General features: G+C 66.7%; 23 protein-coding genes. 5 read left to right on the forward strand and 18 right to left on the reverse strand.

The genetic code is table 11. The features are described from left to right. Positions 1-23: 23 nt before the first annotated feature. The 4 genes from RALTA_RS22830 to RALTA_RS22845 all read right to left on the reverse strand — a co-directional run bounded on the left by RALTA_RS22830 (position 24) and on the right by RALTA_RS22845 (position 5,152). A complete protein-coding gene (locus tag RALTA_RS22830) occupies positions 24-1,733 on the reverse strand; it encodes an NADH-ubiquinone oxidoreductase-F iron-sulfur binding region domain-containing protein (protein WP_012356309.1) in 1,710 nt (569 codons plus the stop codon). Positions 1,734-1,915: 182 nt separating this feature from the next. Beyond that, complete coding sequence (gene oxlT / locus RALTA_RS22835; RefSeq protein ID WP_012356310.1) at positions 1,916-3,235, reverse strand: oxalate/formate MFS antiporter; 1,320 nt, start codon at positions 3,233-3,235, stop codon at positions 1,916-1,918. A gap of 628 nt (positions 3,236-3,863) precedes the next feature. Beyond that, positions 3,864-4,082, reverse strand: a complete 219-nt coding sequence (locus RALTA_RS22840) for a hypothetical protein (RefSeq protein WP_012356311.1) — start codon at positions 4,080-4,082, stop codon at positions 3,864-3,866. A gap of 146 nt (positions 4,083-4,228) precedes the next feature. Next, a complete protein-coding gene (locus RALTA_RS22845; RefSeq protein ID WP_012356312.1) occupies positions 4,229-5,152 on the reverse strand; it encodes a LysR family transcriptional regulator in 924 nt (307 codons plus the stop codon). 304 nt (positions 5,153-5,456) lie between these two features. Between RALTA_RS22845 and RALTA_RS22850 the strand changes: the two genes are divergently transcribed. Further along, positions 5,457-6,410, forward strand: coding sequence for a LysR family transcriptional regulator (locus RALTA_RS22850; RefSeq protein WP_012356313.1), 954 nt, complete (start codon positions 5,457-5,459; stop codon positions 6,408-6,410). Between the two features lie 104 nt (positions 6,411-6,514). Next, the gene (locus RALTA_RS22855; protein ID WP_012356314.1) at positions 6,515-6,820 is read left to right on the forward strand and encodes an HAD family hydrolase; all 306 of its coding nucleotides are present in this window, start codon (positions 6,515-6,517) and stop codon (positions 6,818-6,820) included. Positions 6,821-6,876: 56 nt separating this feature from the next. Here the strand turns inward: RALTA_RS22855 and RALTA_RS22860 are convergent, their stop codons facing one another. Both RALTA_RS22860 and RALTA_RS22865 read right to left on the reverse strand, forming a co-directional pair. Then, the gene (locus RALTA_RS22860; RefSeq protein ID WP_012356315.1) at positions 6,877-7,335 is read right to left on the reverse strand and encodes a DUF2269 family protein; all 459 of its coding nucleotides are present in this window, start codon (positions 7,333-7,335) and stop codon (positions 6,877-6,879) included. Continuing rightward, positions 7,317-8,597 (reverse strand): SDR family oxidoreductase, encoded by a 1,281-nt coding sequence (locus tag RALTA_RS22865; RefSeq protein WP_407637505.1) that lies wholly within the window; start codon positions 8,595-8,597, stop codon positions 7,317-7,319. Before RALTA_RS22865 ends, RALTA_RS22860 begins: the two co-directional genes overlap by 19 nt. Between RALTA_RS22865 and RALTA_RS22870 the strand changes: the two genes are divergently transcribed. Both RALTA_RS22870 and RALTA_RS22875 read left to right on the forward strand, forming a co-directional pair. Next, positions 8,514-9,128, forward strand: a complete 615-nt coding sequence (locus tag RALTA_RS22870; protein ID WP_407637506.1) for a hypothetical protein — start codon at positions 8,514-8,516, stop codon at positions 9,126-9,128. The two genes, RALTA_RS22865 and RALTA_RS22870, sit on opposite strands and share 84 nt — an antisense overlap. A 289-nt stretch (positions 9,129-9,417) precedes the next feature. Continuing rightward, positions 9,418-10,317 (forward strand): manganese catalase family protein, encoded by a 900-nt coding sequence (locus RALTA_RS22875; protein WP_012356318.1) that lies wholly within the window; start codon positions 9,418-9,420, stop codon positions 10,315-10,317. Positions 10,318-10,392: 75 nt separating this feature from the next. Here the strand turns inward: RALTA_RS22875 and RALTA_RS22880 are convergent, their stop codons facing one another. The 12 genes from RALTA_RS22880 to RALTA_RS22935 form a co-directional block, all read right to left on the reverse strand. Further along, the gene (locus tag RALTA_RS22880; protein WP_012356319.1) at positions 10,393-11,673 is read right to left on the reverse strand and encodes an Nramp family divalent metal transporter; all 1,281 of its coding nucleotides are present in this window, start codon (positions 11,671-11,673) and stop codon (positions 10,393-10,395) included. A 46-nt stretch (positions 11,674-11,719) separates the two neighbouring features. Then, positions 11,720-11,932 (reverse strand): hypothetical protein, encoded by a 213-nt coding sequence (locus RALTA_RS22885; protein WP_147310681.1) that lies wholly within the window; start codon positions 11,930-11,932, stop codon positions 11,720-11,722. Between the two features lie 269 nt (positions 11,933-12,201). Then, positions 12,202-12,639: a PAS domain-containing protein gene (locus tag RALTA_RS22890; protein ID WP_012356321.1), complete on the reverse strand. Its 438-nt coding sequence runs from the start codon at positions 12,637-12,639 to the stop codon at positions 12,202-12,204. 157 nt (positions 12,640-12,796) lie between these two features. Then, complete coding sequence (gene frc / locus RALTA_RS22895) at positions 12,797-14,047, reverse strand: formyl-CoA transferase (protein WP_012356322.1); 1,251 nt, start codon at positions 14,045-14,047, stop codon at positions 12,797-12,799. A gap of 40 nt (positions 14,048-14,087) precedes the next feature. After that, entirely contained in the window at positions 14,088-15,827 is a 1,740-nt protein-coding gene (oxc, locus tag RALTA_RS22900) for an oxalyl-CoA decarboxylase (RefSeq protein WP_012356323.1), read from the reverse strand. Between the two features lie 524 nt (positions 15,828-16,351). After that, on the reverse strand, positions 16,352-17,692 hold the full coding sequence (oxlT, locus tag RALTA_RS22905; RefSeq protein WP_012356324.1) for an oxalate/formate MFS antiporter: 1,341 nt from the start codon (positions 17,690-17,692) through the stop codon (positions 16,352-16,354). A 313-nt stretch (positions 17,693-18,005) separates the two neighbouring features. Beyond that, a complete protein-coding gene (pntB, locus tag RALTA_RS22910) occupies positions 18,006-19,403 on the reverse strand; it encodes a Re/Si-specific NAD(P)(+) transhydrogenase subunit beta (RefSeq protein ID WP_012356325.1) in 1,398 nt (465 codons plus the stop codon). A gap of 16 nt (positions 19,404-19,419) precedes the next feature. Continuing rightward, entirely contained in the window at positions 19,420-20,979 is a 1,560-nt protein-coding gene (locus RALTA_RS22915) for a Re/Si-specific NAD(P)(+) transhydrogenase subunit alpha (RefSeq protein ID WP_012356326.1), read from the reverse strand. Positions 20,980-21,016: 37 nt separating this feature from the next. Further along, positions 21,017-21,799 carry a fumarylacetoacetate hydrolase family protein gene (locus tag RALTA_RS22920; protein WP_012356327.1) on the reverse strand — a complete coding sequence of 261 codons (783 nt, stop codon included), beginning with the start codon at positions 21,797-21,799 and terminating at the stop codon, positions 21,017-21,019. Positions 21,800-21,948: 149 nt separating this feature from the next. Continuing rightward, complete coding sequence (gene frc / locus RALTA_RS22925; protein ID WP_012356328.1) at positions 21,949-23,181, reverse strand: formyl-CoA transferase; 1,233 nt, start codon at positions 23,179-23,181, stop codon at positions 21,949-21,951. A 314-nt stretch (positions 23,182-23,495) separates the two neighbouring features. Next, positions 23,496-24,215 carry a GntR family transcriptional regulator gene (locus RALTA_RS22930; RefSeq protein ID WP_012356329.1) on the reverse strand — a complete coding sequence of 240 codons (720 nt, stop codon included), beginning with the start codon at positions 24,213-24,215 and terminating at the stop codon, positions 23,496-23,498. Between the two features lie 263 nt (positions 24,216-24,478). Then, positions 24,479-25,456, reverse strand: coding sequence for a 2-dehydropantoate 2-reductase (locus RALTA_RS22935; RefSeq protein WP_012356330.1), 978 nt, complete (start codon positions 25,454-25,456; stop codon positions 24,479-24,481). Between the two features lie 187 nt (positions 25,457-25,643). On the opposite strand from RALTA_RS22935, the gene RALTA_RS22940 reads away from it, so the two are divergent. Next, on the forward strand, positions 25,644-26,417 hold the full coding sequence (locus RALTA_RS22940; protein ID WP_012356331.1) for a TerC family protein: 774 nt from the start codon (positions 25,644-25,646) through the stop codon (positions 26,415-26,417). The last annotated feature ends 73 nt before the right edge of the window (positions 26,418-26,490 follow it).

The following is a 26,490-nucleotide window of genomic DNA, read 5'->3' on the forward strand; positions in this document are numbered from 1 at the left end:
TGTCTCTCAGGCTCGGGCCAGCATCAGGCCAGTTCGTGCGGGAAGTACTTGATCACGCAGTCGACCGGGTTCGGCGCGGCCTGTCCCAGGCCGCAGATCGAGGCATCGCGCATCACCGCGGACAGGTCGTCCAGCGCCGCCAGGTCCCACTTCGGCTGGCGGATCAGGTCGAGCGTCTTGGCCGTGCCGGTGCGGCACGGCGTGCATTGTCCGCACGACTCGTGCTTGAAGAAGTGCATCAGGTTGCGCGCCGCCTGCGTGGCGCTGTCGTGGTCGGACAGGATCACGATCGCGGCCGAGCCGATAAAGCAGCCGTAGGGCTGCAGCGTGTCGAAGTCGAGCGGGATATTGCCCATCGCCGCCGGCAGGATGCCGCCCGACGCGCCGCCCGGCAGGTAGCCGTAGAACGCATGGCCGTCGAGCATGCCGCCGCAGTATTCGTCGATCAGTTCGCGCACCGTGATCCCGGCCGGCGCCAGGTGCACGCCAGGTCGTCTGACCCGGCCCGAGACCGAGAACGAGCGCAGGCCCTTGCGCCCGTTGCGCCCTTGCGAGGCGAACCACTCGGCGCCCTTCTCGATGATGTCGCGCACCCAGTACAGGGTTTCGAAGTTGTGCTCCAGCGTGGGCCGGCCAAACAGGCCCACTTGCGCCACGTATGGCGGACGCAGCCGAGGCATGCCGCGCTTGCCTTCGATCGATTCGATCATTGCCGATTCTTCGCCGCAGATATACGCGCCCGCGCCGCGGCGCAGTTCGATGCGGGGCAGCCGCGCCACCGGCGGGTCTTGCTGCAATTGCTGCAAGGCTTCGGCCAGCAGCGCGCGGCAGCCGGCATATTCGTCGCGCAGGTAGATGTAGATCGCCGCCACGTCGACCACGCGCGCCGCGATCAGCATGCCTTCCAGGAACCGGTGCGGGTCGCGTTCCAGGTAGACGCGGTCCTTGAAGGTGCCGGGCTCGCCCTCGTCGATATTGACCGCCATCAGCCGCGGCGCGGCCTCGCCGCGCACGATGCGCCATTTGCGCCCGGTCGGGAAGCCCGCGCCGCCCAGCCCGCGCAGGCCGGAGTCCTCCATCGTGGCCAGCACCGCGTCCGGCTCCAGCCCGCCGCCGGCCAGGGCCTTCAGCAAGGCATAGCCGCCGTCGCGCCGGTAGGCGTCGTAGTCGATATGGGGTTCGGGCGCATGGCGGACCGCTTTGGCCTCCACGGCGGTGCCGATCGTCTCGGCGGTTGCATTGTCGACCGGGTTCTGCCCGACCAGCGCGGCGGGCGCCTTCTCGCAGCGGCCGATGCAGGGGGCGGCGATCACGCGCACCTCGGTGCCGAGCAGTGCCGGCAGCTTGTCGATCAGGGCCTGCGCACCGGCCAGCTCGCAGGCAATGCCTTCGCATACGCGCACGGTCAGCGCGGGCGGCGGCGCGATCTGGCCGTCGGCATCCTCGCGCACCACGTCGAAGTGGTGGTAGAACGTGGCGACCTCGTAGACCTCGGTCATCGACAGGCGCAGCTCGCTGGCCAGCGCGACCAGGTGCGGCATGGCGAGCTGGCCGTAGCGGTCGTTGATGCAATGCAGGTGTTCGATCAGCAGGTCGCGCCGGCGGGGCATGTCGCCCAGCGCCACGCGCACTTCGGCCAGCGCGGCCGCGTCGACCTGCCGGCCCTTGGGCTGGCGGCGCTTGCGCTGCCGGCTGAGGCCCGTGGCCTCGAGGGGAATGACAACCTGGTTCATGGCGTGCCTGGATGTTGTTTGTGGGGTTGCGCTGCGCGATCAGGAGGGCGCCCGGCGGGCCGCCCTCCTGTCGTGCCTTGTTGTTGTCGTATTGTGCTACCGGGCGTGGCCGCCGTGCAGGCATCGCAGCCGCCGCGCCCGGTTACCGCCGGCGCCGCGCGGGTGCCGTCCTGCTTTCTTCATCAGGTCAGGTCCTCCGGCACCGTACGATAGCCCATCGGTGCCGAGGTATTGGCATGGACATACTTGCGGGCATGGGCTTCGCGCATCGGCTTGAGCACGAACAGCGCCATGATCGCAGTCAATGCCGCCATGCCCGAGGCCACCATGAAGACGGCATGCCAGCTGCCGGTCGCGGCGGTGATCACGCTGGAGAACGGCACCAGCAAGGCGGCCGTGCCCTTGGCGGTGTACAGCAGGCCGGCGTTGGTGGCGGCAAACTTGGGCCCGAAGGTGTCGCCGCAGGTGGCCGGGAACAGGCTGTAGATCTCGCCCCAGGCGAAGAACACCACGCCGGTCAGGATCACGAAGGCTACCGGATGGTGACCGTACTTCGACAGCAGCAGGATGCCGACCGCCTCGACGCCGAAGGCGAAGAACATGGTGCGTTCGCGGCCGATGTGATCGGAGATCCAACCGAAGAACGGACGCGTCAGGCCGTTGAGGACGCGGTCGATGGTCAGTGCGAAGGTCAGCGCCGGCAGGGTCAGGCCGAGGATCGAGATGGGCGCCTCGTGCAGGCCGAAGTCCTTGGCGATCGGACCCAGCTGCGCGGTTGCCATCAGGCCGCCGGCTGCCATCATCACGAACATCGCGTACATGACCCAGAAGATCGGTGACTTCAGCACCTCGCGCGGCGACGCGTTGTAGGTGGCGGCCGCCTTCAGCGTGGTCTTGACCTCGCTCAGGATCTTGGCCGACGGCGGGTACAGGGCCATGCCGAGGATGAACACCACCAGCCCCTGGCCCAGGCCGAACCACAGGAATGCCGCCTCATACCCCGAGGTCTTGATCATGTTGGCAATCGGCACCACGGTGAGGGCCGAGCCGGCACCGAAGCCGGCCGCGGTAATCCCGGCCGCCAGCCCCCGGCGATTCGGGAACCACTTCAGCGCATTGCCGACGCAGGTGCCATACACCGCGCCCGCGCCCAGGCCGCCGATGGCTGCCGCGACGTAAAGCATGGGCAGCGAGGAGGCCACCGAGTTCAGCGCCCAGGCCACGGCGCACAGCAGGCCGCCGCCCACCACCACCGGGCGCGGGCCGTACTTGTCGACCAGGTAGCCCTCGATCGGCACCAGCCAGGTTTCGGTAACGACGAAGATGGTGAAGGCGACCTGGATCGCCGTGCGGCCCCAGCCGTATTTGTCGTCGATCGGGTTGACGAACAGTGTCCAGCCGTATTGCATGTTGGCGATCATCGCCATGCAGATCACGCCGAATACCAGTTGCACCCACGGCGACGCAAAGCGCGACGTGGACTCCCTCTGCTGCAATTCCATGATGTCTCCTTATAGCGGCGAACCGCCAAGGTGGAAGATGGGCGCCTTCAGACGCCTCTGCGTGACTCTCGGTCGAAGAACAGCTTAGCCGTCCTAGTGCTATACGGTATGTGATATATCAGGTAAGTCAAGCGTATTCGTCGCGGCTGTGCAGCATCGCGCCGCGTTACCTGAAGCCGTAGTCCCCACTGAGCGCCTGCGACTGGTGCGAAGGCCGCATCAATGGGTGTTCGGGCAGCATCAAGAGTCCTTGGAAATCAAGCAGTTGCCTTGCGCGCGAAGATCAATCGGGTCACGCCCGGCATCCGCAAGCATGCCGGGGATCGCGCCATCGAAACACCGGGAAAACGATCAGTTCGGGAAAGTCCCTAGATGCAGACATGGATGTCTGGCGATGTACGTATCAATATGGAATGTTGGGGAATCCACCTGGAGTTGGCCAGGCGGTCTCCGGCTGGCGGACACCGGGGGGCGCAGCGGTGCGCGAGGCGTTCGCGAGTGCGAACCGGGGGGATAAGGAGGGGGCGGCCGGGTTCGCCGTGAGGGTCGCAAGGGATGCCGGCCGCTACAGCCCTTGCCAGAAGCGCTTCAGCGCGAATGCGCCGTCTGCGCCGGCTGCCTGGCGGGCTCAGGCATAGGCCAGTTCACCAGCGGCGGGAACGATGCGCGATGCGCTGGCACGGCCCACGCCGTCGCTGTGCTGGTTCGAACCCAGGCCGGCGAAGCGGCCGTGGTCCTGCGCGGTGACCAGCACATCCATGGGCAGGCGGGTGGCCAGCAGCGTGGTCACGCCCACACCGGCAGCAATCAGGGCCAGGCCAAGGGCGACGAGAAGAGCGACTTCCATTTGAAAACTCCAGTAGCGTTGTGATCAGGAGTTTTCATTATATGCTGCGCCGCACTATGTGTAAATATCCTGTATGTAATATATCAGTAGAGCTTTTGCACTAATCCAACACTGCCCCCTTTCCGGGCTCGTAGTGGGCCGGCTTGTCAGACCGTCGTGGCGTCGCGCGCCCTGACAGGCGGCTCCTGATACTCCTGGCCGCGCAAGGCGTCCCAGATCGCGGCGGCGTTGGGCTTGAGCGACCGGCTCTTGCGCCGCACCAGCATCACGGTCGACGTTACCTGTGGCCGCAGCGGCCGCATCACGGCGGCCGGGTGCATGCCGCCGGCCTGCGCCCGCGACGGCAGCACGCCGATGCCCAGGCCCAGGGCCACCATGCCGAACACCGCCGCGAAATGGCCAAGCAGTTGCAGCGAGCCCGCGCGCACGTGATAGCTGCTGAGCGCCTTTTCCACCGCGGGCTGCACGCCGCACTGCTGGTCCAGCGTCAGCACGCTGGCGTCGCAGAGATCGCCCCACCCTACTGTGTCGCGCTGCGCCAGCGGGTGCTTGGCGGGCAGCACGGCGTGATAGGCATCGACGCACAACGGCTCGCAGTACAGGTCATCGCCGGCACGCGGATCGGTGGCAATGCCGAAATCGACCTCGCCGCTACGCACACTTTGCAACACCGATTCCTGAGAACGGTCCTTCAGGTGAATGGCGATCGCCGGCCACGCCTGCCGGCAGCCGGCAAGCCAGGTCGGCAGCGACATCGAGCTCAGCACCGGATCCGACGCAATCTGTACCAGGCCCTGGCAGGGCCGGCTGGCGCTCTGGCTGTCGCGCAAGGTCTGCTCCACCTCTTCGATCAGGTGGCAGATGCGCTGCGACAAGTGCTGGCCCGCGTCGGTCAGTTCCACCTGCCGCGTGGTGCGGTCGAACAGCCGCTGGTCGATCTCTTCTTCCAGCTCGCGCACGCTGCGGCTGACCGCGGATTGCGTCAGGCCCAGTTCCACCGCGGCGCGGGTAAAGCTCTTGTGCCGCGCCACGGCGGCAAAGGCCTTCAGTTGCGGGAGCGAGATATTCATGGCCTGCCCCCCTGCCCCGCCCCTGCGTGGCTGAGGCGAATCCTGGGCATGGCACGGCGCCGCGGGGGACGCACGGCTGCGTTCGGTCCGGTCACGGTAGTCTCCTTGGTGTTGGTCGTGGCTGTCGGCAGCCATCGTTGTTATCGGCCATGCTGGTGGCCGGCGGCTGGCGCCTGCGGTGCCGGCGTGCCGGACGCGGTCGGGATATGCCGATCTGGCGATTGATGCTACTTGAATCTAAGATCAGCACTGCATAAAGTTTTTTATCGTTTATATAGCGGATCGTTTATAGGACGGGAGCCGGATGAAGAACGCCACGCTGCGGCAACTGAAGGTCTTCGAGACCGTTGCGCGCCATATGAGCTTTTCCCGCGCCGCCGAGGAACTGCACCTGACCCAGCCCGCAGTGTCGACCCAGGTGCGGCAGCTGGAGCACCACGTCGGGCTGCCGCTGTTCGAGCAGCTCGGCAAGAAGATCTACCTGACGCCGGCGGGCCATGAAATGCTGCATTACAGCCGCAGCATCATCCAGCAGTTCCGCGAGGCGGAAGATGCCATGTCGCAGCTCAAGGGCATTTCCGGCGGCCGCCTCAATGTCGCGGTGATCAGCGCCGGCGACTATTTCTTCCCGCGCCTGCTGGCCGAGTTCATGGAACGCCACGAGGGCGTGACGCTGAACCTGGCCGTGCACAACCGTGAGGAGTTGCTGCACCAGCTGGCCGGCAACCTGACCGACCTTGCCGTGATGGTGCGCCCGCCCGAAGGCATGGACACCATCAACGAGGCCTTTGCCCCCCATCCTTATGTGATCGTCGCCGCGCCCAGCCATCCGCTGGTGGGCCAGCGCAATATCCCGCTGGCAGCGCTCGCCGACGAAGCCTTCGTCTCGCGCGAGAAGGGCTCGGACACCTGGAATTCGATGCAGGAGGGCTTTGCCGGGCGGCTGTCGAACCTGCGCATCGCGATGGAGATCAAGAGCACCGAGACCATCAAGCAAGCGGTGATAGCCAACATGGGCATCGCCTTCCTGTCAGCCCATACCGTGGGCCTGGAGCTGCAGGCCGGCAAGCTCGCCGTGCTCGATATCGAAGGCTTTCCCGTGATGCTCAACTGGTACGTGGTGCATCGCAAGAACAAGCGGCTGCCGCCGGTGGCGCTGGCGTTCAAGCAGTTCCTGATGGAAGAAGGCGCCGACCTGATCCAGACCATCACGGGCGTGGGCGGAATGATGCGCCAGGAGGCCCGCGTGACGTCATAAACGATCGTTTATGGTTTTGCTATGAAACTTTAATTATCGTAAATCGTTCCCCCTCCCTATGCTTGTCTCAACCCAACTGCCAGCGCGCATCCGAGGAGACCAGCATGAACCCAGCCCAGCAGGAAAGCCGCCACGCCGCCATCACCGTTGGCGCCGACAACCAGCCGATCCCGCGCGAGACCCAGCTCGCGGCCTATAACGCGGCGTTTATCGAACTGGGGCTGCGCTTTCGCTGGGACGCCGCCATGTATGAATGGCTGTGCGGCATCGAATGCGAAAAGGGACGCGTGGCCCGCTATATCGAGGAACACCACCCTCACCTGCTGGCCGCCTATGATGCCGCGTTCCTGAGCGGGCTGATCTTCGAAAAGAAGAACGAGTACCTGCGCGCGGTCGGCCACCTCAACTGAGCGGGGCCCGATCGGTTCACGGCGAGGTGCGCGGCAGCGGCCTCGCCGTTTTTTGTTCAGCTGACCTTGGCCACCATCAGGTAGAAGATCGCCAGGAACGAAAACAGCGCCGGAAAGCCGAGGCCGAACCACCACCAGAACAGGCGCCAGTAGGCGCGCGGCAGCTGGGGCCCGGTACAGCCGAGCGCCACGTCGCGCATGCGCTTCTGCAGCCAGACCACCGGCAGCCAGCACGCTATGGCGATGGCGTAAAGTACCACCGACCATTTCAGCCACGGCACCGACCACGAGAACCCGGCCATCTTCACCAGCGCATAGCCCGTCAGCGGCTGCAGGATCGCGGTGGAGGCGGTGAAGATCCAGTCGGCGATCACCACCATGCGCGCGGTCGCGGCAACGGTGCGGACATTGCGCGTCAGTGTCGCGCCAACCAGGTAGAAGGCGCTGCCCACGCCGGTGCCGAACAGGAAGGTCGCCGACATGATGTGCAGCCATTTCAGCGTGACGTAGTCCATCCCCGCTCCTCGGTCAGGTGCAGCCACCACAGCACGGCCAGCATCGGCACGTTCTTGCTGAGTGGGCCATACGGATGCAGCCAGTATTCCGGCAGCCGCACGCTGATGATCGCCGTGTAGCCCAGGATCAGCGCGATCTGCGCCAGCCACAGCCAGTGCGGGCGCCGCGGCAGCACGCACAGCACACCGACGGCCAGGTCAAGCAGCGCGGCGCCATACAGCGCCAGCGGCTGCAGCGCCGGCGGCACGCCCGCGCGCGCCAGCAGCGCATAGCTGTCGGCCACCGGGTACAGGCCCAGCGAAACCGCCGCGGTGACGATCCACACGAAGGCCAGGCTCCAGCGCAACAGCGGATGGATCCAGCGCTGCAGCGCCTGCGCGCGCAACGCGCCGCGCAGTCCGGGTGGGATAAACGCAGCCACCGCCCGCGGCGGCCGCCCCAGCACGTGCTCAAGCCCCGCCGGATCGGCCACGCTGCCCTGGTCCAGCATGGTCAGCGCATCGCGCCCCAGCACGCCGCCGGTGGCGCGTTCGGCCAGCGGCATCATCGCGCGGGCCAGCACGCGCGGCATCGGCAACAGCCACGCGTTGCCGCGCAAGCCCAGGCCATGCCGCAAGGCCTGCAGGTACCCGGCCAGCGGCATCGGCGCCGGGCCCACCAGTGCCAGCCGGCCGGAGTGCCAGGGCGCCGCGCCGCCCCATTCGGCCAGCAGGGCTACGATGGCTTGCGCCACATCGTCGACATGGACCGGCTGCACCGGCTGCCCACCGCCGCCCGGCAGCGCCAGGCAGGGCAGCGTCGCGAGCGCGCAGAACAGCTGCGCACTGGTGCCGTCGGCACCGAAGACCAGCGACGGCTGCAGCACCGTGGCATCGATGCCGAGGCCGAGCAGGTGCTGGTCGGCCGTGCGCTTGCTGCGATGGAACTCGGTGAGCGCGTGTTCGTCGGCCCCCAGCGCCGACATCTGCACCACCAGCCGCACGCGCTGGCGCAGGCAGGCATCGAACAGCGCCTGCGGCGCGGCGCGGTGCAGGACGTCGAAGCGCTGCGTGTTGGTTTCGCGGAAGATGCCGACGAGGTTGACCACCGCATCGACATCGGCCAGCAACGGCGCCCAGTCTTCTGCCGCCGTCATCCGTGCGAAATCGACGGCACGAAATTCGCTTGCCGTGCAGGCATGGCCGCCGTGCGGCGCTTCGGGTGCATCGTGCGCAGGCACGCGCCGCACCCCCGCTATCACATGGAATCCTCGATCCAGCATTGCGGCACAGGCATGCCGGCCGATAAAGCCGCTGGCGCCGAGCACGAGCACGCGCTGGATGCGGCCACGGTGCTGCGCCGGGCCGCGGTCTCGGGCAGCTGCGCCAGCCTGTTGTCCACGGGCATGCTCGCCTGCGGCGGCAGCGTCGACTGCGGCAGCGCCTTCGCGCCCGTGAACGCGGTCAGCCACTGGATCTGGGGCGATCGGGCCATACACACCAACCGGCCGTCGGTGCGGCATACGGTGCTGGGCTATGTCATCCATCATGCGATGTCGGTGTTCTGGGCGGCGTTCTACGAAGGCGCGATGGCCGTGGGCGGCGCCCATCGCGCTGCCCGCCCCAGCGTGATAGGCGGCCTCGCGGTTGCCGGCATTGCGTGCTTCGTCGACCTGAAGTGCACACCCCATCGCCTCACCCCCGGCTTCGAGCGCCGGCTGTCGCCCGGCATGCTGGCGCTGGTCTACGTCGCCTTCGGACTCGCGCTGCCGCTGGGCGCGATGCTGCTGCGGCACGCCGGAAGACGCGCCTGAGCCCGGCGCCCACCCGCGGTCCTTGTCCGTCCTGCTGCACGCAGCGCCAGTAAATTCCACACGGCTCTCCCGCTTTTACCGTTTCCGCCGCGCCCGGGCGGGCCTTCGCGTTGCGCCCGCCAACGCGCTGCACCAGCCGTGCAAGCTCCACGCCACCGTGTGCCCTGGATCTCCGGCTGCCGGGCATGATCGTTGCGGCGGCGAGCGCCCGGCCGGGCCGTCGTTGCTCCACACCGCCTGCCTCAACCGCGGCGGCACGCCTCCCGCCACCTCAACCGGAGAGACCACCATGTTCATGCACAACAAGCGACTGCAATACACCGTGCGCGTATCGCGTCCCGACCCTGGCCTGGCGAATCTGCTGCTGGAGCAGTTCGGCGGCCCGCAAGGCGAGCTGGCCGCGGCATGCCGCTACTTCACGCAGGCCCTGGCCGAGGAAGATCCCGGCCGCAAGGACATGCTGCTCGATATCGCCACGGAGGAACTGAGCCACCTGGAGGTGATCGGCTCGATCATCGCCATGCTCAACCGCGGCGCCAAGGGTGAACTGGCTGAGGGCCTGGACCGGGAAGCCGAGCTTTACCGCTCGCTGCAAGGCGCCGGCAACGACAGCCACGTGACGCAGGTGCTGTTCGGCGGCGGACCGGCGCTGGTCAATTCCGCGGGCGTGCCGTGGACGGCCGCCTATGTCGACACGATCGGCGAGCCCACGGCCGACCTGCGCTCCAACATCGCGGCCGAAGCGCGCGCCAAGATCATTTACGAGCGGTTGATGAACGTGACCGACGACCCCAGCGTGCAAGAGGCCCTTGGCTTCCTGATGACGCGCGAGATCTCGCACCAGAAGTCGTTCGAGAAGGCGCTGTATTCGATCACGCCCAGCTTCCCGCCGGGCAAGACGCCGGGCGATCCGCAGTTCGCCAACGTCTACTTCAAGATGTCGCAGGGCGAGGCGATGCGCGGGCCATGGAATGCGGACCGCAGCTTCGTCTTTGTCGAAAGCCCGACGCCCGCGGTGGATGGCGGCGACGGCACCGCCCAGGTCGACCTGCCCGCCGAGCAGCAGGGCACGCTGGAAGCGTTCGCAATGCGCGCCGCCTCCGATCCGCAGAGCGATCCGCTGACCGGCGCCGAACTGGGATCAGGCGAGGCCGAAGCCGACGACCCGCAGCAGAACCCTCAGCCCTGACATGCGCGGCGGGTCGGGCCCGATACTGGCCCGATACAGGCCGATACAGGGCCCACTGCAGGTGCACTACGGGCACTACGGTCGCCACGCCGTCAGCGTCATCACCACCATCGCCACGTTCATGGCGACGATGATGCCGACGGCCAGCGTGGCCAGCACGAACACCGTGCGCGAATTGGCGTAGCGGCCCATCAGCCTGCGGTCGCTGGTAAAGCGCAGCAGCGGGATCGCCGCGAACGGCAGCTGCAGGCTCAGGATCACCTGGCTGACCAGCAGCAGTTGCGCCATGCCGCGCTCGGCAAAGAGAATGGCCACCACCAGCGCGGGGACGATCGCCACGCAGCGCGTCAGCAGGCGGCGTGCCCACGGCGGCAGCCGCGTGCGGATAAACCCTTCCATCACCACCTGCCCGGCCAGCGTGGCGGTCACGGCCGAGCACTGCCCCGACGCCAGCAGCGCGACGCCGAACACCACGCTGGCCCAGGTGGCGCCAGTGAGCGGACTGAGCAGGCGATACGCGTCCTGGATTTCCGCGACGTCGGTGCGTCCGGCCGCATGGAACACGCCGGCGGCGGTGACCAGGATCGCACTGTTGATGACGAACGCAACCGCCAGCGCCGTGACCGTATCGAAGGCGATATAGCGCAGCGCGCGTTCGGTGCCCTGCCGGTCCGCGTGCGGCAGGCGCGTCTTGACCACGGCGGAGTGCAGGTACAGGTTGTGCGGCATCACCGTGGCGCCAATGATGCCGGTGGCGATATACAGCGCGCCGGCGTCGCCGAGCACGGCCATGCGCGGCACCAGGCCGGCCGCCAGGTCAGGCCACGCGGGCTGCGCCAGCGCCAGCATCAGCAGGAAGCAGCCCAGCACCAGCACCACCATGCTGATGACGAAGACCTCCAGCCGCCGATAGCCCCGCTGCTGCAGCACCAGCACCAGCAGCACATCGAGCACGGTCAGCGCCACGCCCCAGGGCAGCGGCAGTCCGAACAGCAGGTTCAGCGCAATTGCGGTGCCGATCACCTCGGCCAGGTCGGCGGCGCAGATCGCCACTTCGCACAGCACCCATTGCGACCACGCCGACAGCGGCGACGCATGCCGCCGGCACGCCTGCGCCAGGTCCAGCCCGCTGACCAGGCCGAGGCGGCTGGCCATGACTTGCAGCAGCATGGCCATGGCGCTGGCCATCGCCACCACCCACAGCAGGCGATAGCCATAGGCCGAGCCGCCGGCAAGATCGGTGGCCCAGTTGCCGGGATCCATATAGCCGACCGCGACCAGGTAGCCGGGTCCGGCAAAGCGCGCGAAGTCGCGCCACGCGTAGGCCGGCGGCGCGGCGGCGAGTTCGGGAGGCATCAGTCGGCAGGGTCAGTCGGGAGGCATCAGCGCACGGCTGGCGGCGCTACACCGGGGGCGGCAGCAGCCGCGCCAGCATGGACGCGGCGCCCGCCGCAACGATGAACAGGCCCACTGTCATGCGCACGGGATGACAGCGCCAGCGCCGCCAGAACCAGCCGTCTCGATCCATCGCCATTCTCCCGATGGGCCGGACCACCGCGGTGCCGGCAGACTTGGCGCGGCGCAAGGATCGTTCCTGCGCGGCAAAGCTGGCCATGCGCTCGCTGCGGCGCACGCGGTGCCTGCGTGGTAATTCCGGCGCTGCGCCAGCCATGCCGGCTTGCAAGCTTTACGCGCCGGCGCGCCGTGCGCCAGCGCGTGCGGAAAATCGTTGCAACCTACCGCGCCCAGCGCACCGACGAAGACCGTATCCGGGGCCTCCGCGCGCCTGTTGTGCGGCGAAGGCGTCTCGCCGCTGACCAGCAGGCCGGGCCGCGCAAGCGCACCGCGCAGCGGTGTCCAGGGGTCACTCCGGCAGCATGCGCCTCAGGCCTGCTCTTTGACCTGGCTCTCCAGTTCCACCAGCCGCTTCTTCAGCGCCCGCTCTTCCTGGAAGCGCGCGGTCTCGTCGCGGATCACCGCCACAATGCCGGTGATGGTGCCGGCGGCGTCCTTGAGCAGCGACACGGTGAAGGCGATCGACATCGCCTTGCCGTCCTTGCCGACCGCCGGCACCTTGAGCAGGTCATGGCCGTAGCGCGTGATGCCGGTGGCCATGGTCTTGTCATAGCCTTCCCAGTGCCGCCCGCGCAGGCGCTCGGGGATGATCAGGTCCAGCGACTGGCCCATCGCCTCTGCCTGGGTGAAGCCGAACATGCGCTCGGCCGCGGGATTCCACAGCGTGATGGCGCCCTTGGCGTCGGAGATGATGATGGCGTCGCCGATGGCGGACACCAGTTGCGCGTAGTCGATCTGCTCTGTCATGGGGATTCCCTCTCGTCATCTGCAAACGGCAGCGGCCTGGGGTCCGCCGGTGCCATCAAGGTAGCGTGCCACATCGCGGCGCCACAAGCAAAAACGCCGGAGCCCGCTGTGCGCGCGGCCCCGGCGTCGGCGCCGGCACGGGTGCCGGCGGGCGGCGTCAGATCACCTGGGACTCGCGCAGGCGCTTGATGTCGTCCGCGCCATAGCCCAGGCCGGCCAGCACCTCTTCGCTATGCTCGCCCAGCAGCGGCGACCCGGTGATCTCCGGCTTCAGGTCGGAGAACTTGATCGGGCTGCCCACCGTCAGGTAGCTGCCGCGCTCCTTGTGCGGCACCTCGGTGATGCTGCCGCTGGCACGCAGCGACGGATCGGCGGCGATTTCCTTCATCGACAGCACCGGCGCACAAGGGATGTCGAACTTGCGCAGGATGTCGACCGCCTCGTACTTGGTCTTGTCGGCCAGCCATTCCTCGATGGTGTTGAAGATGTCGAAGATGTGCGGCTGGCGCGCCTTGGCGGTGGCGTAGTTGGGATCGTCGATCCATTCCGGCTTGCCCAGCGCCTTGCAGATCGGCTCCCAGGCATGGCCCTGGATGGTGAAGTAGATATAGGCGTTGGGGTCGGTCTCCCAGCCCTTGCACTTCAGCACCCAGCCCGGCTGGCCGCCGCCGCCCGCATTGCCGCCGCGCGGCACCACGTCGCTGAAGGTGCCGTGCGGGTACTGCGGATACTCTTCCAGGTAGCCCAGGCGATCCAGGCGCTGCTGGTCGCGCAGCTTGACGCGGCACAGGTTCAGCACCGCATCCTGCATCGACACCGCCACCTTCTGGCCCTTGCCGGTCTTGTCGCGGCCGATCAGCGCGGTCAGGATGCCGATGGCCAGGTGCATGCCGGTGTTGGAATCGCCCAGCGCCGCGGCGGACACCGTCGGCGGGCCGTCCCAGAAGCCGGTGGTCGAGGCCGCGCCGCCGGCGCATTGCGCCACGTTCTCGTAGACCTTCAGGTCTTCATAGTGGTGGCCGTCGCTGAAGCCCTTGACCGAAGCCACGATCATCTTCGGGTTCAGTTCGTTGATGCGCTCCCACGAGAAGCCCATGCGGTCCAGCGCGCCCGGGCCGAAGTTCTCGACCAGCACATCCGACTCGCGGATCAGCTGCTCCAGGATCTTCTTGCCTTCCGGCTTCTTGGTGTCCAGCGTGAGCGAGCGCTTGTTGCTGTTGAGCATGGTGAAGTACAGCGCGTCGACATCCGGGATGTCGCGCAGCTGGGTGCGCGTCACGTCGCCGGAACCGGGACGCTCGACCTTGATCACGTCGGCGCCGAACCACGCCAGCAGCTGGGTGCAGGCGGGACCCGCCTGGACGTGCGTGAAGTCGATGATCTTGATGCCGTTGAGTGGGAGGTTCACGTTCGTCTCCTATTGGATTAGGGGGTGAAATTCGGTTGGGTTACTTCTTGGCCGAGCTTTGCGGATTCAGGTTGGTCAGGCGGCCGCTTTCGGTGCCGGCCGCCGGATCGATGACGGCGTTGACCAGCGTCGGCTTGCCCGAGCGCAGCGCTTCGTTCACCGCGGCCTCGAGTTCCGCCGGCGTGGTCACGTTGGCACCGACGCCGCCGAAGGCTTCCATCATCTTGTCGTAGCGCGCGCCCGGCACGAAGGTCGTGACCGCCGGGTCCTTGCCGCCGGTCGGGTTCACGTCGATGCCCTTGTAGACGCCGTTGTTGTTGAAGATGACGATGCAGACCGGCAGGTTGTAGCGGCAGATGGTCTCGACTTCCATGCCCGAGAAGCCGAAGGCACTGTCACCGCACAGCGCCAGCACCGGCTTGCCGGTCTCGACCGCCGCGGCCACCGCATACCCCATGCCTACGCCCATCACGCCCCAGGTACCCACGTCCAGGCGCTTGCGCGGCTCATACATGTCGATCACGGCACGGGCATAGTCCAGCGTGTTGGCGCCTTCGTTGACGAACGAGATGCCCGGGTTGGCCTTGACCACATCCTTGAGCACGCTCAGCGCGCCGTGGAAGTTCATCGGCGCGGCGTTCCTGGACTTGTCCAGGGTCTCGGCCATCTTCGCCAGGTTCTTGTCCTTGCGCTCGGCCACCGCGTTCAGCCACGCGGCGTCCGGCCGCGCAAAGTCGCTGCCGATCTTGCCGAGGATCGCCGACACGCAAGAGCCAATGTCCCCGACGACTGGCGCGGCGATGGCGACGTTGCTGTCCATCTCGGTCGGCGCGATGTCGATCTGGATGAACTGCTTCGGGCCGCCCCAGGTCTTGCCCTTGCCGTGCGACAGCAGCCAGTTCAGGCGCGCGCCGACCAGCATCACCACGTCGGCTTCCGCCAGCACATACGAGCGCGCGGCCGAGGCCGATTGCGGATGCGTATCGGGCAGCAGGCCCTTGGCCATCGACATCGGCAGGTACGGAATGCCGGTCTTCTCGACCAGCGCGCGGATATCGGCATCGGCGCGGGCGTACGCGGCACCCTTGCCCAGCAGGATCAGCGGGCGCCTGGCGCTCTTCAGCAGCGCGATGGCGCGGTCGACCGAGTCCGGTGCGGGCAGCTGGCGCGGGGCCGGGTCCACCACCTTGATCAGCGACTGCTTGCCCTTCTCCGCTTCCAGCGACTGCCCCAGCAGCTTGGCCGGCAGGTCGAGGTACACACCGCCCGGGCGGCCCGACACGGCGGCGCGAATCGCACGCGCGACGCCGACGCCGATGTCCTCGGCATGCAGCACACGGAACGCCGCCTTGGCGTGCGGACGGGCGATGGCCAACTGGTCCATCTCTTCGTAGTCACCCTGCTGCAGGTCGACGATCTCGCGCTCGCTCGAGCCGCTGATCAGGATCATCGGGAAGCAGTTGGTGGTCGCATGCGCCAGCGCGGTCAGCCCGTTGAGGAACCCGGGGGCAGAGACGGTCAGGCAGACGCCCGGCTTCTGCGTGAGAAAGCCCGCAATCGCCGCGGCGTTGCCGGCATTCTGCTCGTGGCGGAAGCTGATGACACGCATGCCGTTGGCCTGCGCCAGACGGGCCAGATCGGTGACCGGAATGCCGGGCAGGCCGTAGATGTTTTCGATGCCGTTCAGCTTCAGCGCGTCGATGACCAGATGAAACCCATCGGTTTGTGCCTGATGGGCTTCCGCGGCGTGACGCTGCAGCTCGTTTCCGACTTCTGCCATGGTTGCTTCCTTCTATGCAAATTGACTGGGGTGGGAATTTTTCTGACTCAGGCTGCCGCGGGTGTGCTCTGGGCCCGCTTCGCTACGACTTCCGACATGCTTGGTCTCCTTTTTGGACTGGTGTACGTGGTGCGCGGGGACTGTGCCCTGCTTCAGTCAGTTGCCGGCTGGTTCGACCGGTCTTGATGACATACGGTATGTGATATATCAGAGAACGGCAAGCTATTTTCCTGCTTCGCGGCAAACTTTCGTCAGTGCACCGCAGCAAACCTGGGCCGATCTGCCGGCAAACCTGCACGATCAGTCAAACATCCGCGCGATTTATTCCCAATTCGCACAGACGAGACCTCCCCGACCAGCGCAGTTTTCAAGCGAGTCGCCACGCCAGATATATTACATACAACGTTTTAGCGCACTTTGACGCCCGGATAAACCCGAGCGAGCTAACAACGTTTGCGGCCTGGTTGAATCCCGGGCCCCGGCAACGTCACCTTCAAGCGTCACCAGGGCACGGCAATGCCTGCCTATTCCCCACGCCTCGCCGAGGCGTTCGCGATCAGGCCTTCCTCCGGCATGGTTGCAGCCGATTGGCCCGTGATGAACCGTTTGCGCATCGGGGCCAGCACCAGCTTTGCAGACAGGCCTGCCGCGATCGTCACCACCGCCGCCACCGTGAATACCGCTTCCCAGCCGCCCCGCGCCGACAGGACGGACGCCAGCGGCACCAGCATCGCCGCGGTGCCCTTCGCGGTGTATAGCGTGCCGGCGTTGGCCGCGGCGAACTTGCTGCCGAAGGTGTCGGCGCACAGCGCCGGGAAGATCGAGAAAATCTCGCCCCAGAACAGGAACGTCAACGCAGCGAAGAACATGAACCAGTACGGGTTGTGCCCCAGCTGCATCAGCCCCAGCAGCGCCAGGCCCTCGCCGATGAAGATGACGAACATCGTGTTTTCGCGGCCGAACCGGTCCGACAGAAATCCGCACAGCGGCCGGGTGAAGCCGTTGCACAGGTTGTCGATCGACAGCGTCATCGTCAGCAGCGGCAAGGTCAGCCCTAGCAGCGTCACGGGCATCGAGGCAAAGCCGTAGTCCTTGGCGATCGGCCCCAGTTGCGCCGTCGCCATGATGCCGCCCGCCGCCACCGCGACAAAGCTGGCGTAGATCAGCCAGAACACCGGTGTCTTCACCATCTGCCCCGGCGTGTATTCCACCGGGTTGGTCAGCACCGCCTTCGCCGCCACCGCGCCCTTGGGCGGCGTGGGCTTCACCAGCAGCAGCGCCAGCACGAAGATACTGATTCCTTGCAGGATGCCGAAGAACAGGAAAGCCTTTTCATAGCCCGCGCTCTGGATCATGTTGGCGATCGGAATCACGGTAATCGCCGCCCCCGCCCCAAAGCCGGCCGCGGTCAGGCCGGCCGCCAGGCCGCGCTTGTCCGGGAACCACTTCAGCGCGTTGCCGACGCAGGTTCCGTAGACGCCGCCCGCGCCAATGCCCGCGATCACGGCGGCCACATACAGCTCCGGCAGCGTGGTCGCATACGCGTTCATCACCCACGCCAGCCCGGCGCAGATCGCCCCGCCCGCCACCACCGGGCGCGGCCCGAACTTGTCGACCAGCCAGCCTTCCAGCGGCACCAGCCAGGTCTCGGTCACGATGAAAATCGAAAATGCCACCTGGATCGCGGACGCGCCCCAGTGATGCCGGGCGTCCATCGGTGAGACGAACAGCGTCCAGCCGTACTGCAAATTCGCCACCAACCCCATGCACACCACACCGATTGCCAGCTGGATCCAGCGGTTCCGCAGCCCGCGGCCGTCCACGTCATCGCGACCGGCGGGGGCCGATGCTTCCCAATGCGCCATCTGTGTTGTCTCCTGATACGTTCTTGATTGCGCCCTGGCGGGCGCATCAGGGCTTTGTGGATTGCCCTGCTCGCAGTTGGACCGGCGCCTGGCATTGCGGCACGTGAAGTCGTGGATTGATGCTACCTGAAGCTTAATTTGACTAGTCTTAAAGTTTTTTATCGTTTCTATTCACAAGCCTTTATATAAAGCGGAACTGGCATGAATGGGCCGGCGCGCCGAACCAGGGTGCCGGAACGCAACAAGCCACCGCGGTCCGCCCGAAGCGGACCGCGGTGGCCTGGGAGCACCGATACGCGGCTCGGACAGGCACTCAGGCCGGCGCTTCCTCCAGCTGCCGCAGCAAGGCGTCGACACTGCCCTTGGCATCGCCAAACCACATGCGCGTGTTGTCCTTGTAGAACAGCGGGTTGTCCACGCCCGCGTAGCCCGCCGCCATGCTGCGCTTGGACACCACCACGGTCTTGGCCTTCCACACCTCCAGCACCGGCATGCCGGCAATCGGGCTGGCGGGGTCTTCCAGCGCCCCCGGGTTGACGATGTCGTTGGCGCCGACCACCAGCACCACGTCGGCCTTCTCGAAGTCGTCGTTGATCTCTTCCATTTCCAGCACGATGTCGTACGGCACGCGCGCCTCGGCCAGCAGCACGTTCATGTGGCCCGGCAGGCGGCCAGCCACAGGGTGGATGCCGAAGCGCACGTTGACGCCCTGCGCCCGCAGGCGCCGCGCGATCTCGCTGATGGTGCCCTGCGCCTGCGCCACCGCCATGCCGTACCCCGGCACGATGATGACCTCGTTCGCGTCCTTCAGCAGGCTGCTGACTTCCTCGCTCGACACCGGCAGCACCTCGCCCTGCTCGGCCGCCGCGCCCTGCGCCTGCACCGCGCCGAAGCCGCCCAGGATCACCGACAGGAACTTGCGGTTCATCGCCTTGCACATGATGTAGCTGAGGATGGCGCCGCTCGACCCCACCAGCGCGCCGGTGATGATCAGCAGGTCGTTGCCGAGCATGAAGCCGGTCGCCGCCGCCGCCCAGCCGGAGTAGCTGTTGAGCATCGACACCACCACCGGCATGTCTGCGCCGCCGATGGCCAGCACCAGGTGCGCCCCGACCAGCAGCGCGATCACCGTCATCGCGGCCAGCGGCACCAGCCCCTGCTGCGGATCCGGCGCGCTGAGGAAGGCATAGCCCAGCCACACGCACACCAGCAGCGCGCCGGCGTTGAGCACATGCCGCCCCGGCAGCAGCATCGGCTTGCCGCCCATGGTGCCCTGCAGCTTGAGGAAGGCGATGATCGACCCGGTGAAGGTGACCGCGCCGATCAGGATGCCGAGGTAGGTCTCGACCTCATGGATCGCCTTCTCGACGCCGCCAAGCGTGGTCGGCTCCAGGTAGTTGGCATAGCCGACCAGCACCGCGGCCAGGCCGACGAAGCTGTGCAGCACCGCCACCAGCTGCGGCATCTGCGTCATCTCGACGCGTTTGGCCAGCATGGCCCCGGCGATGCCGCCCACCACCATCGCCACGATGATGATGGCGATGCCGTCGGGACTGCCAGCCAGCACCGTGGTCAGGACCGCGATCACCATGCCGGCGATGCCGAGCATGTTGCCGCGCCGCGCGGTGGCGGGATGGCTCAGTCCGCTCAGGCTGAGGATGAACAGCGCGCTGGCGGCGAGGTAAGCGATATTGCTGATTCCGGATGGCATGGTTCTCTCCCTGGCCTTAGTCGCGCTGGAACATCTTCAGCATGCGCTGCGTCACCAGGAACCCCCCGGCGATATTGATGGTGGCCACCAGCACCGCGCAGCCCGCGATCACCGCCGTCAGCAGCGACGGCTTGCCCAGCTGCACCAGCGCCCCCACCACGATGATCCCGCTGATGGCATTGGTCACGCTCATCAGCGGCGTGTGCAGCGCCGCGGTGACGTTCCACACCACCTGGTAGCCGACGAAGATCGCCAGCACGAACACCGTGAAATGCGCCATGAAGTCGGGTGGCGCGACCGCCCCCAGTCCCAGCAGCGCAGCGGCGGCCAGTGCCAGGGCAACCACCGTCGTGCCGGTGCGGCTGCGCGGCGGCTCGACCTCGGACGGCACCGGGACCTCCGCCGGCACCTGCTGCTGCGGTACCGCCACCGTCAGCGGCGGCGGCGGCCACGTCACCGCGCCCTGGTGCAGCACGGTCGCGCCGCGAATCATCTCGTCGTCCATGTCCACCACCAGCTGGCCGTCCTTGCCGGGCGTCAGCTCGCTCAGCAGGTGGCGGATATTGGTGCCATAGAGCTGGCTCGCCTGCGCCGCCATGCGGCTGGGCAGGTCGGTATAGCCGATGATGGTGACGCCGTCGCGGCGCACGCTTTCGCCGGGCACGGTCAGCACGCAGTTGCCGCCCTGCTCGGCGGCCAGGTCCACCACCACGCTGCCGGCGCGCATCAGCGCGACGGTGCCGGCCTCGAGCAGCCTGGGTGCCGGCTTGCCCGGGATCAGCGCGGTGGTGATGATGATGTCGACCTCGCGCGCCTGCTCGGCAAAGAGGCGCATCTCCGCTTCGATGAAGGCGGTGCTCATCTCCTTGGCGTATCCGCCGCTGCCGCTGCCGTCTTCTTCGATCTCGACGGTGAGGAATTCAGCGCCAAGGCTCTCGATCTGCTGGCGCACCACCGGCCGCGTATCGAAAGCGCGCACTACCGCCCCCAGGCTGCGCGCCGCGCCGATCGCAGCCAGCCCCGCCACGCCCGCGCCGATCACCAGCACCCGCGCCGGCGGAATCTTGCCGGCAGCGGTGATCTGCCCGGCAAAGGGCCGGCCGAAGGCATGGGCGGCTTCGATCACCGCGCGGTAGCCGGCCATGTTCGCCATCGAGCTGAGCGCATCCAGCTTCTGCGCGCGCGAGATGCGCGGCACGCAGTCCATCGCCAGCACCGTGGCACCGCGCTGCGCCAGCCGTTCCAGCATCGGCATCTGCTGAGCCGGCCAGACAAAGCCGATCAGCGTGGCGTGCTTCTTCAGCAGCGCCGCCTCTTCCACCCCCAGGCTGGGATGGACCTGCGGCGGGCGCACCTTGACCACCACATCCACCGAGGCCCACAGGCTCGCCGCGTCGACGATGGCCGCGCCCGCGGCGCGGTAGTCGTCATCCGAGAACGAAGCCTCCTGGCCCGCGCCGGTCTCCACCACCACCTGGTAGCCGAGCTTGAGCAGTTCCCTGACCGAGTCGGGGGTGGCGGCAACGCGCCGCTCGCCAGGGTGGACCTCGCGCGGCACTCCGATCGTCATTGGCATGGCATTCACCGTTTCAGGAAAGGAATGGGGCGCCGGCTCAGCCGCGCACGTGGTTGACCAGCGAACCGATGCCGGCGATCGACACCTCGACCACGGCGCCGTCCTTCATCGAACCCACGCCCAGCGAGGTGCCGACGGCAATCACGTCACCAGGCATCAGCGTCAGGTCCTGCGAGATGCGGCTGACCTGTTCCTCGGGCGAGAAGATCATGTCCGACAGCGGATAGTTCTGCCGCTCCACCCCGTCCAGCCGCGTGACCACGCTGGCGGCTTTCCAGTCGAAGCCCGTGACGATGGCCGGGCCGATGCAGCCGAAGGTGTCGAAGCCCTTGGCGCGGGTCCATTGCGGGAAATTGGGGTCGGCCGTGATCAGTTCGGCCGCGGTCACGTCGTTGACGATGGTGTAGCCGAAGATATGCGCGCCAGCCTCGGCCACCGTCACGTTGCGCGCCTTCTTGCCGATAACGATGCCGAGCTCGCCCTCGTAGACGATCTTGCCGTCATAGCTCTTGGGTCGCTGCACGGCATCATTGGGTCCGGCCAGCGACGACGCTGGCTTGATCAGGAACAGCGGGTGCGTCGGCACCGGCTTCTCCAGCTTGCGCGCGAGCGCGTGGAAGTTGTTCCACAGCGCCACCACCTTGCCTGGCGCGCATGGCGCGATCACGGTCAGTGCGGCGCGGTCATGCACGGCGCCGGTCGGACGGGGATTGTCGAAGCCGTCGCCGTCATATTCGACGACGCGGTTGGGGTCGGCCTCATCGAGGCGGCCATGGCCGATGCTGCCGTCGGCACGGCGGAAACGAATCCAGGTTTGCACAGCATGCTCCTTGCGCGGGCAAAGCGAGGCCCCGCCTGCGCCGATAGTCGGTTCAGGGATCTTCGGAAAAGAGGGTAGGCATGACGGCGCGCGGCCGCCGCTGGTCATTCCCGCACGCGCGGGAATGACATCAGGCCGGGCTCATGCGCTCATACCGCGCCGGCCAGCTTCATCGCGGCGATCTGCGCCGGGGTGCGGCCGAGCCACTCGAGGATCTCCTCGGTGTGCTCGCCCAGCAGCGGCGAGCGTTCCACCTGCACCGGCGAGGCCGACAGCGTGATCGGGCAGCCCAGCTGCACGTAGTTGCCGCGCTGCGGATGCTCCAGCTCGACCAGGTAGCCGCGCTGGTACAGCGACTCGTCCTCGATCAGGTCCTTCATCGACAGGATCGGGCCGCACGGCACATCGACCTCGTTGAGGGCGGCCATCACCTCGAACTTGCTGATGCCGCGCGTCCATTTCTCGATCACGGCGAAGCAGTCGGCCAGGTGCTTCAGCCGCGCTTCCGGCGTGGCGTAGTCCGGGTTGGTGATCAGGTCCTCGCGCCCGCACAGGCGCATCAGCGGTTCCCAGCCCTGCGGCTGGATGATGACGTAGACATAGTCGTTAGGGCCGCCTGGCGCGCAGCGCAGCGCTGCGCCCGGCTGCCCGCCGCCCGAGGCGTTGCCCGCGCGCGGCACGTGGTCGCCGAATTCCTGGTTGGGATATTCGCGCAGCGGACCGTTGGCCAGGCGCTGCTGGTCGCGCAGCTTGACCCGGCACAGGTTCAGCACCGCGTCCTGCATCGCCACTTCCACACGCTGGCCGCGGCCGGTGTGCTCGCGATGCAGCAGCGCGGCCAGGATGCCGACCACGGCATGCACGCCCGTGCCCGAGTCGCCGATCTGGGCGCCCGTCACCGTGGGCACGCCGTCGGCCTCGCCGGTGGTCGAAGCCGAGCCGCCCATGCACTGCGCCACGTTCTCGTAGGCCTTGCAGTCTGCGTACGGGCCCGGGCCGAAGCCCTTGATCGAGGCATAGACCAGGCGCGGGTTCAGGTCCTGCATGTGGTCCCAGTCGAAGCCTGCGCGCGCCAGCACGCCGGGACCGAAGTTCTCGATCAGCACGTCGCTGCGCTGGATCAGGTCCTCGAGCAGCGCCTTGCCTTCGGGCGTCTTCATGTTCAGCGTCAGGCTGCGCTTGTTCGAGTTGAGCATGGTGAAGTACAGGCTGTCGGCGTTCGGCACGTCGCGCAGCTGGCTGCGCGTAATGTCGCCGCGTCCCGGCATCTCCACCTTGATCACGTCCGCGCCCAGCCACGCCATCAACTGCGTCGCCGAGGGGCCTGCCTGGACGTGGGTCATGTCCAGGATGCGCACTCCTTGCAGGGCTTTGGTTTCCATTGCGAAGGGTCTCCTCTTCCGCTATTTGTAGTCTCTGATGACATACGGTATGTGATATATCAGAAGAGAGCAAGAGGAGTTTGGCGCTATGCGGTGAAATATCGACGATGCGACGCAACAGAGCCTCGCCATCTATCGCAATTGCGCATAAAGCCCGTGATTTTCAGTATCCGTATGGCATAAAGGCCAACTGCCTTTTCACATTGATATATCACACACCATTTAGCGAAATGCCACCGGGCCGGCAAATGCGGCCCAAAAAAACAAAACGGCGGACCGAAGTCCGCCGTCTCACGCACCTGGATACTGGCTGTTCAGTCCAGGAAATCGCAGTGCTTCTCGACGTAGTCCGCGAGGTCCAGCGAATGCTGGCGCACCAGCCGCTCCGCCAGTTCGGTGTCCCGCCTCTCCAGCGCCTCGATGATGCGCAGGTGATCCACGATGGACCGGGCCGCGCGGTCGCTCTGCGAGATGGTCATCTTCCGGATCGCGCGCACGTGGATGAAGATGTTGCGGATCGTGTCCATGATGATCTGGGACTTGGACAGCTGCACGATCGCCTGGTGGAACGCGATATTGGCGTCGGAATACTCTTCGATATGCTCGGCAGGCGTGGAGTCGCGAAAGCTGTCGAACATGCTGCGCAGTTGCGCGATCTCGGCGTCGGTGGCGTTCTCGGTGGCCAGGCGTGCCGCCATGCTTTCCAGCGCAGCCCACATCTGGATCATCTCGACGATCTCGCGCTTGGTCTTGCGCATGATGTAGATGCCACGTCGCGGTACCGTGCGCAGGAAGCCCTCCTGCTCCAGCAGCGTCATGGCCTCGCGGATCGGGGTGCGGCTGACGCCCATGGCCTCGCTCAGCACGCGCTCGTCCAGCCGGATCTCGTCGCGCGACTGGTAGATGTCGGCGTCGGCAATGGCCTGCCGCAACATGGCGTAGGCCTGGTCGCGCAGGCTGGCGCCGGCGTTGATCGGTTGTACCGACAGGGACAGCCCGTTGGGCTGGACGATGGATTGGCTTTGCGCAGACATGGATGTGCTCGTGTGAGACCGGCGGCCGGGCCGCCGGAATGGCTGCCCGCCGCATTGCTGCACAGCTTAGCAAAAACGTCCGATCCATTAAGAAAGCGCATCAAACGATGCGCGGTCCACATGCATCGGCACAGAAGCGGTGCGCGGCCTGTCGTATATGGTATATCACAATCGACCTGTCTTAGGACATTGCGAGCCGGGCATGCGTCACGTTGCCCGGCTCGCTTGCAGCGGACGCCCGACCCGGGCGGCGTCCCGTCTGCTCAGGCGGCAAGCTTCGCCATCGCATCGCGCTGCTTGATCAGCCCCAGCACGGCGTCGCACATCGGAGTCGGCGTTCCCACCAGCCGCCCCATTTCCTGCACCACCGTCAGCAGCGGATCGATTTCCATCGCCCGCCCCGCCTCCAGGTCCTGCAGCATCGAGGTCTTGTGCGCGCCCACGGCGCCGGCGCCGTCGATGCGCCGCTCCACGTCGACGCGGAACTTCACCCCGAAGCGCTCGGCGATGCCCTGCGCCTCCACCATCATCTGGCGCGACAACGCGCGCGTGGCCGGATCGGCGGTAATGACATCCAGCGTGGCATGGGTCAACGCGCTGATCGGGTTGAAGCACAGGTTGCCCCACAGCTTCAGCCAGATCTCGTCGCGGATGTTGTCGCGCACGGGCGCGTCGAGGTCCGCGGCCATCATCATTTCACTGAGCCGCGTCACGCGCGCGGAGCGGCTGCCATCCGGCTCGCCCAGCGGGAATTTCTTGCCGTAGACATGCTTGATCACGCCCGGCGCGATAATCTCTGCGGCCGGATAGACCACGCAGCCAATCGCCCGCTCCGGCCCGAGGCGTTGCCACTGGCGCCCGCCCGGATCGACGCTCTCCAGCGTGCGGCCGGCCAGTTCGCCGCCGTGCTTGTAGAAGTACCAGTAAGGAATGCCGTTGACGCCGGTCACGATTGCGGTCTCAGGCCCCAGCAGCGGCTGCATCTGGTCCACCACGCCTGGCACCGAATGCGCCTTGAGCGTGATGAACACATAGTCCTGGTGCCCGAGTTCTCGCGGATCGCTGGTGCAGCGCACCTTTGCGACCCGCTCCTCGCCGTCGATCAGCAGCTTGACGCCGTGCTCCTGCATCGCCGCGAGGTGGGGTCCGCGCGCGACGAAGCTGACCTCGGCTCCCGCGCGCGCCATTTGCGCCCCGACATAGCCGCCGATGGCACCGGCGCCGTAGATACACACTTTCATATGCTGCCTCCTTGATGGCTCGATTGGGTCTTTTGATATATCACATACTATATTCCATGACGGCACATGGCAACCTGCCCGTAACCCCGTCGAACCTGCCTTTATCTTTCCGTGTCATGCTGCGCGGGCAAGCGACGCTGCGCTAACATGCAACCTGCATGCGCCCTCCCAACACTCCGGAGCCTCCATGGAAGCGACGTTGGCATTGCTGCAGGATCCCGCCGCCTGGGCGGCACTGGCCACGCTGGTGGCCATGGAAATCGTGCTGGGGATCGACAACCTGATCTTCATCTCGATCCTGACCAACAAGCTGCCCGCGGAGATGCGGGAGAAGGCCCGCAAGATCGGCATCAGCCTGGCGCTGCTGCTGCGCCTGGGCCTGCTGGCGACCATCGCCTTCATCGTCACGCTGACCCAGCCGCTCTTCACCGTGCTGGGCCATGGGCTGTCGTGGCGCGACCTGATCCTGATCGCGGGCGGGGGCTTCCTGGTGTGGAAGGCCACGCGCGAAATCCATCACCACGTCACCGCCGCCGAGGAAGGCGAGGAAGGCGGCACCACCCAGGCGGTGCACAGCTTTGCCGCCGCCATCGGCCAGATCCTGGTGCTGGACCTGGTGTTTTCGATCGACAGCATCATCACCGCGGTCGGCATGACCGAGCACGTGCAGATCATGTTCGTGGCCGTGATCGCGGCGGTGATGGCGATGCTGTTCGCGGCGACGCCGCTGGCCAACTTCATCAACCGCAACCCGACCATCGTGATGCTGGCGCTGGCCTTCCTGATGATGATCGGCATGACGCTGGTCGCCGAAGGCCTCGGCACGCACGTGCCCAAGGGCTATATCTATACGGCGATGGCGTTCTCGGCCGCGGTCGAGGGCCTGAACATGCTGGCGCGCCAACGGCGCCGGCAGCGCCGCGCCGCGCGCGAGGGAAGCGAGGTGCGCGAGGTACGGTGAGGCGCCGGCGGCACCCGCTGTAACAGAGGGTGTCCGAACTTTTCCGCGGCGCCGGCGTCTTTTACAGTTCTGC

It is taken from the genome of Cupriavidus taiwanensis LMG 19424, from assembly GCF_000069785.1.
GTDB lineage: Bacteria > Pseudomonadota > Gammaproteobacteria > Burkholderiales > Burkholderiaceae > Cupriavidus > Cupriavidus taiwanensis.

What these genes read in the sequence shown, in the direction of transcription:
- RALTA_RS22830 (WP_012356309.1), bottom strand. Translation starts at nt 1,733, where the DNA reads ATGAACCAGGTTGTCATTCCCCTCGAGGCCACGGGCCTCAGCCGGCAG.
- oxlT (WP_012356310.1), bottom strand. Translation starts at nt 3,235, where the DNA reads ATGGAATTGCAGCAGAGGGAGTCCACGTCGCGCTTTGCGTCGCCGTGG.
- RALTA_RS22840 (WP_012356311.1), bottom strand. Translation starts at nt 4,082, where the DNA reads ATGGAAGTCGCTCTTCTCGTCGCCCTTGGCCTGGCCCTGATTGCTGCC.
- RALTA_RS22845 (WP_012356312.1), bottom strand. Translation starts at nt 5,152, where the DNA reads ATGAATATCTCGCTCCCGCAACTGAAGGCCTTTGCCGCCGTGGCGCGG.
- RALTA_RS22850 (WP_012356313.1), top strand. Translation starts at nt 5,457, where the DNA reads ATGAAGAACGCCACGCTGCGGCAACTGAAGGTCTTCGAGACCGTTGCG.
- RALTA_RS22855 (WP_012356314.1), top strand. Translation starts at nt 6,515, where the DNA reads ATGAACCCAGCCCAGCAGGAAAGCCGCCACGCCGCCATCACCGTTGGC.
- RALTA_RS22860 (WP_012356315.1), bottom strand. Translation starts at nt 7,335, where the DNA reads ATGGACTACGTCACGCTGAAATGGCTGCACATCATGTCGGCGACCTTC.
- RALTA_RS22870 (WP_407637506.1), top strand. Translation starts at nt 8,514, where the DNA reads ATGGCCGCCGTGCGGCGCTTCGGGTGCATCGTGCGCAGGCACGCGCCG.
- RALTA_RS22865 (WP_407637505.1), bottom strand. Translation starts at nt 8,597, where the DNA reads ATGCTGGATCGAGGATTCCATGTGATAGCGGGGGTGCGGCGCGTGCCT.
- RALTA_RS22875 (WP_012356318.1), top strand. Translation starts at nt 9,418, where the DNA reads ATGTTCATGCACAACAAGCGACTGCAATACACCGTGCGCGTATCGCGT.
- RALTA_RS22880 (WP_012356319.1), bottom strand. Translation starts at nt 11,673, where the DNA reads ATGCCTCCCGAACTCGCCGCCGCGCCGCCGGCCTACGCGTGGCGCGAC.
- RALTA_RS22885 (WP_147310681.1), bottom strand. Translation starts at nt 11,932, where the DNA reads ATGGCCAGCTTTGCCGCGCAGGAACGATCCTTGCGCCGCGCCAAGTCT.
- RALTA_RS22890 (WP_012356321.1), bottom strand. Translation starts at nt 12,639, where the DNA reads ATGACAGAGCAGATCGACTACGCGCAACTGGTGTCCGCCATCGGCGAC.
- oxc (WP_012356323.1), bottom strand. Translation starts at nt 15,827, where the DNA reads ATGGCAGAAGTCGGAAACGAGCTGCAGCGTCACGCCGCGGAAGCCCAT.
- oxlT (WP_012356324.1), bottom strand. Translation starts at nt 17,692, where the DNA reads ATGGCGCATTGGGAAGCATCGGCCCCCGCCGGTCGCGATGACGTGGAC.
- pntB (WP_012356325.1), bottom strand. Translation starts at nt 19,403, where the DNA reads ATGCCATCCGGAATCAGCAATATCGCTTACCTCGCCGCCAGCGCGCTG.
- RALTA_RS22915 (WP_012356326.1), bottom strand. Translation starts at nt 20,979, where the DNA reads ATGCCAATGACGATCGGAGTGCCGCGCGAGGTCCACCCTGGCGAGCGG.
- frc (WP_012356328.1), bottom strand. Translation starts at nt 23,181, where the DNA reads ATGGAAACCAAAGCCCTGCAAGGAGTGCGCATCCTGGACATGACCCAC.
- RALTA_RS22930 (WP_012356329.1), bottom strand. Translation starts at nt 24,215, where the DNA reads ATGTCTGCGCAAAGCCAATCCATCGTCCAGCCCAACGGGCTGTCCCTG.
- RALTA_RS22935 (WP_012356330.1), bottom strand. Translation starts at nt 25,456, where the DNA reads ATGAAAGTGTGTATCTACGGCGCCGGTGCCATCGGCGGCTATGTCGGG.
- RALTA_RS22940 (WP_012356331.1), top strand. Translation starts at nt 25,644, where the DNA reads ATGGAAGCGACGTTGGCATTGCTGCAGGATCCCGCCGCCTGGGCGGCA.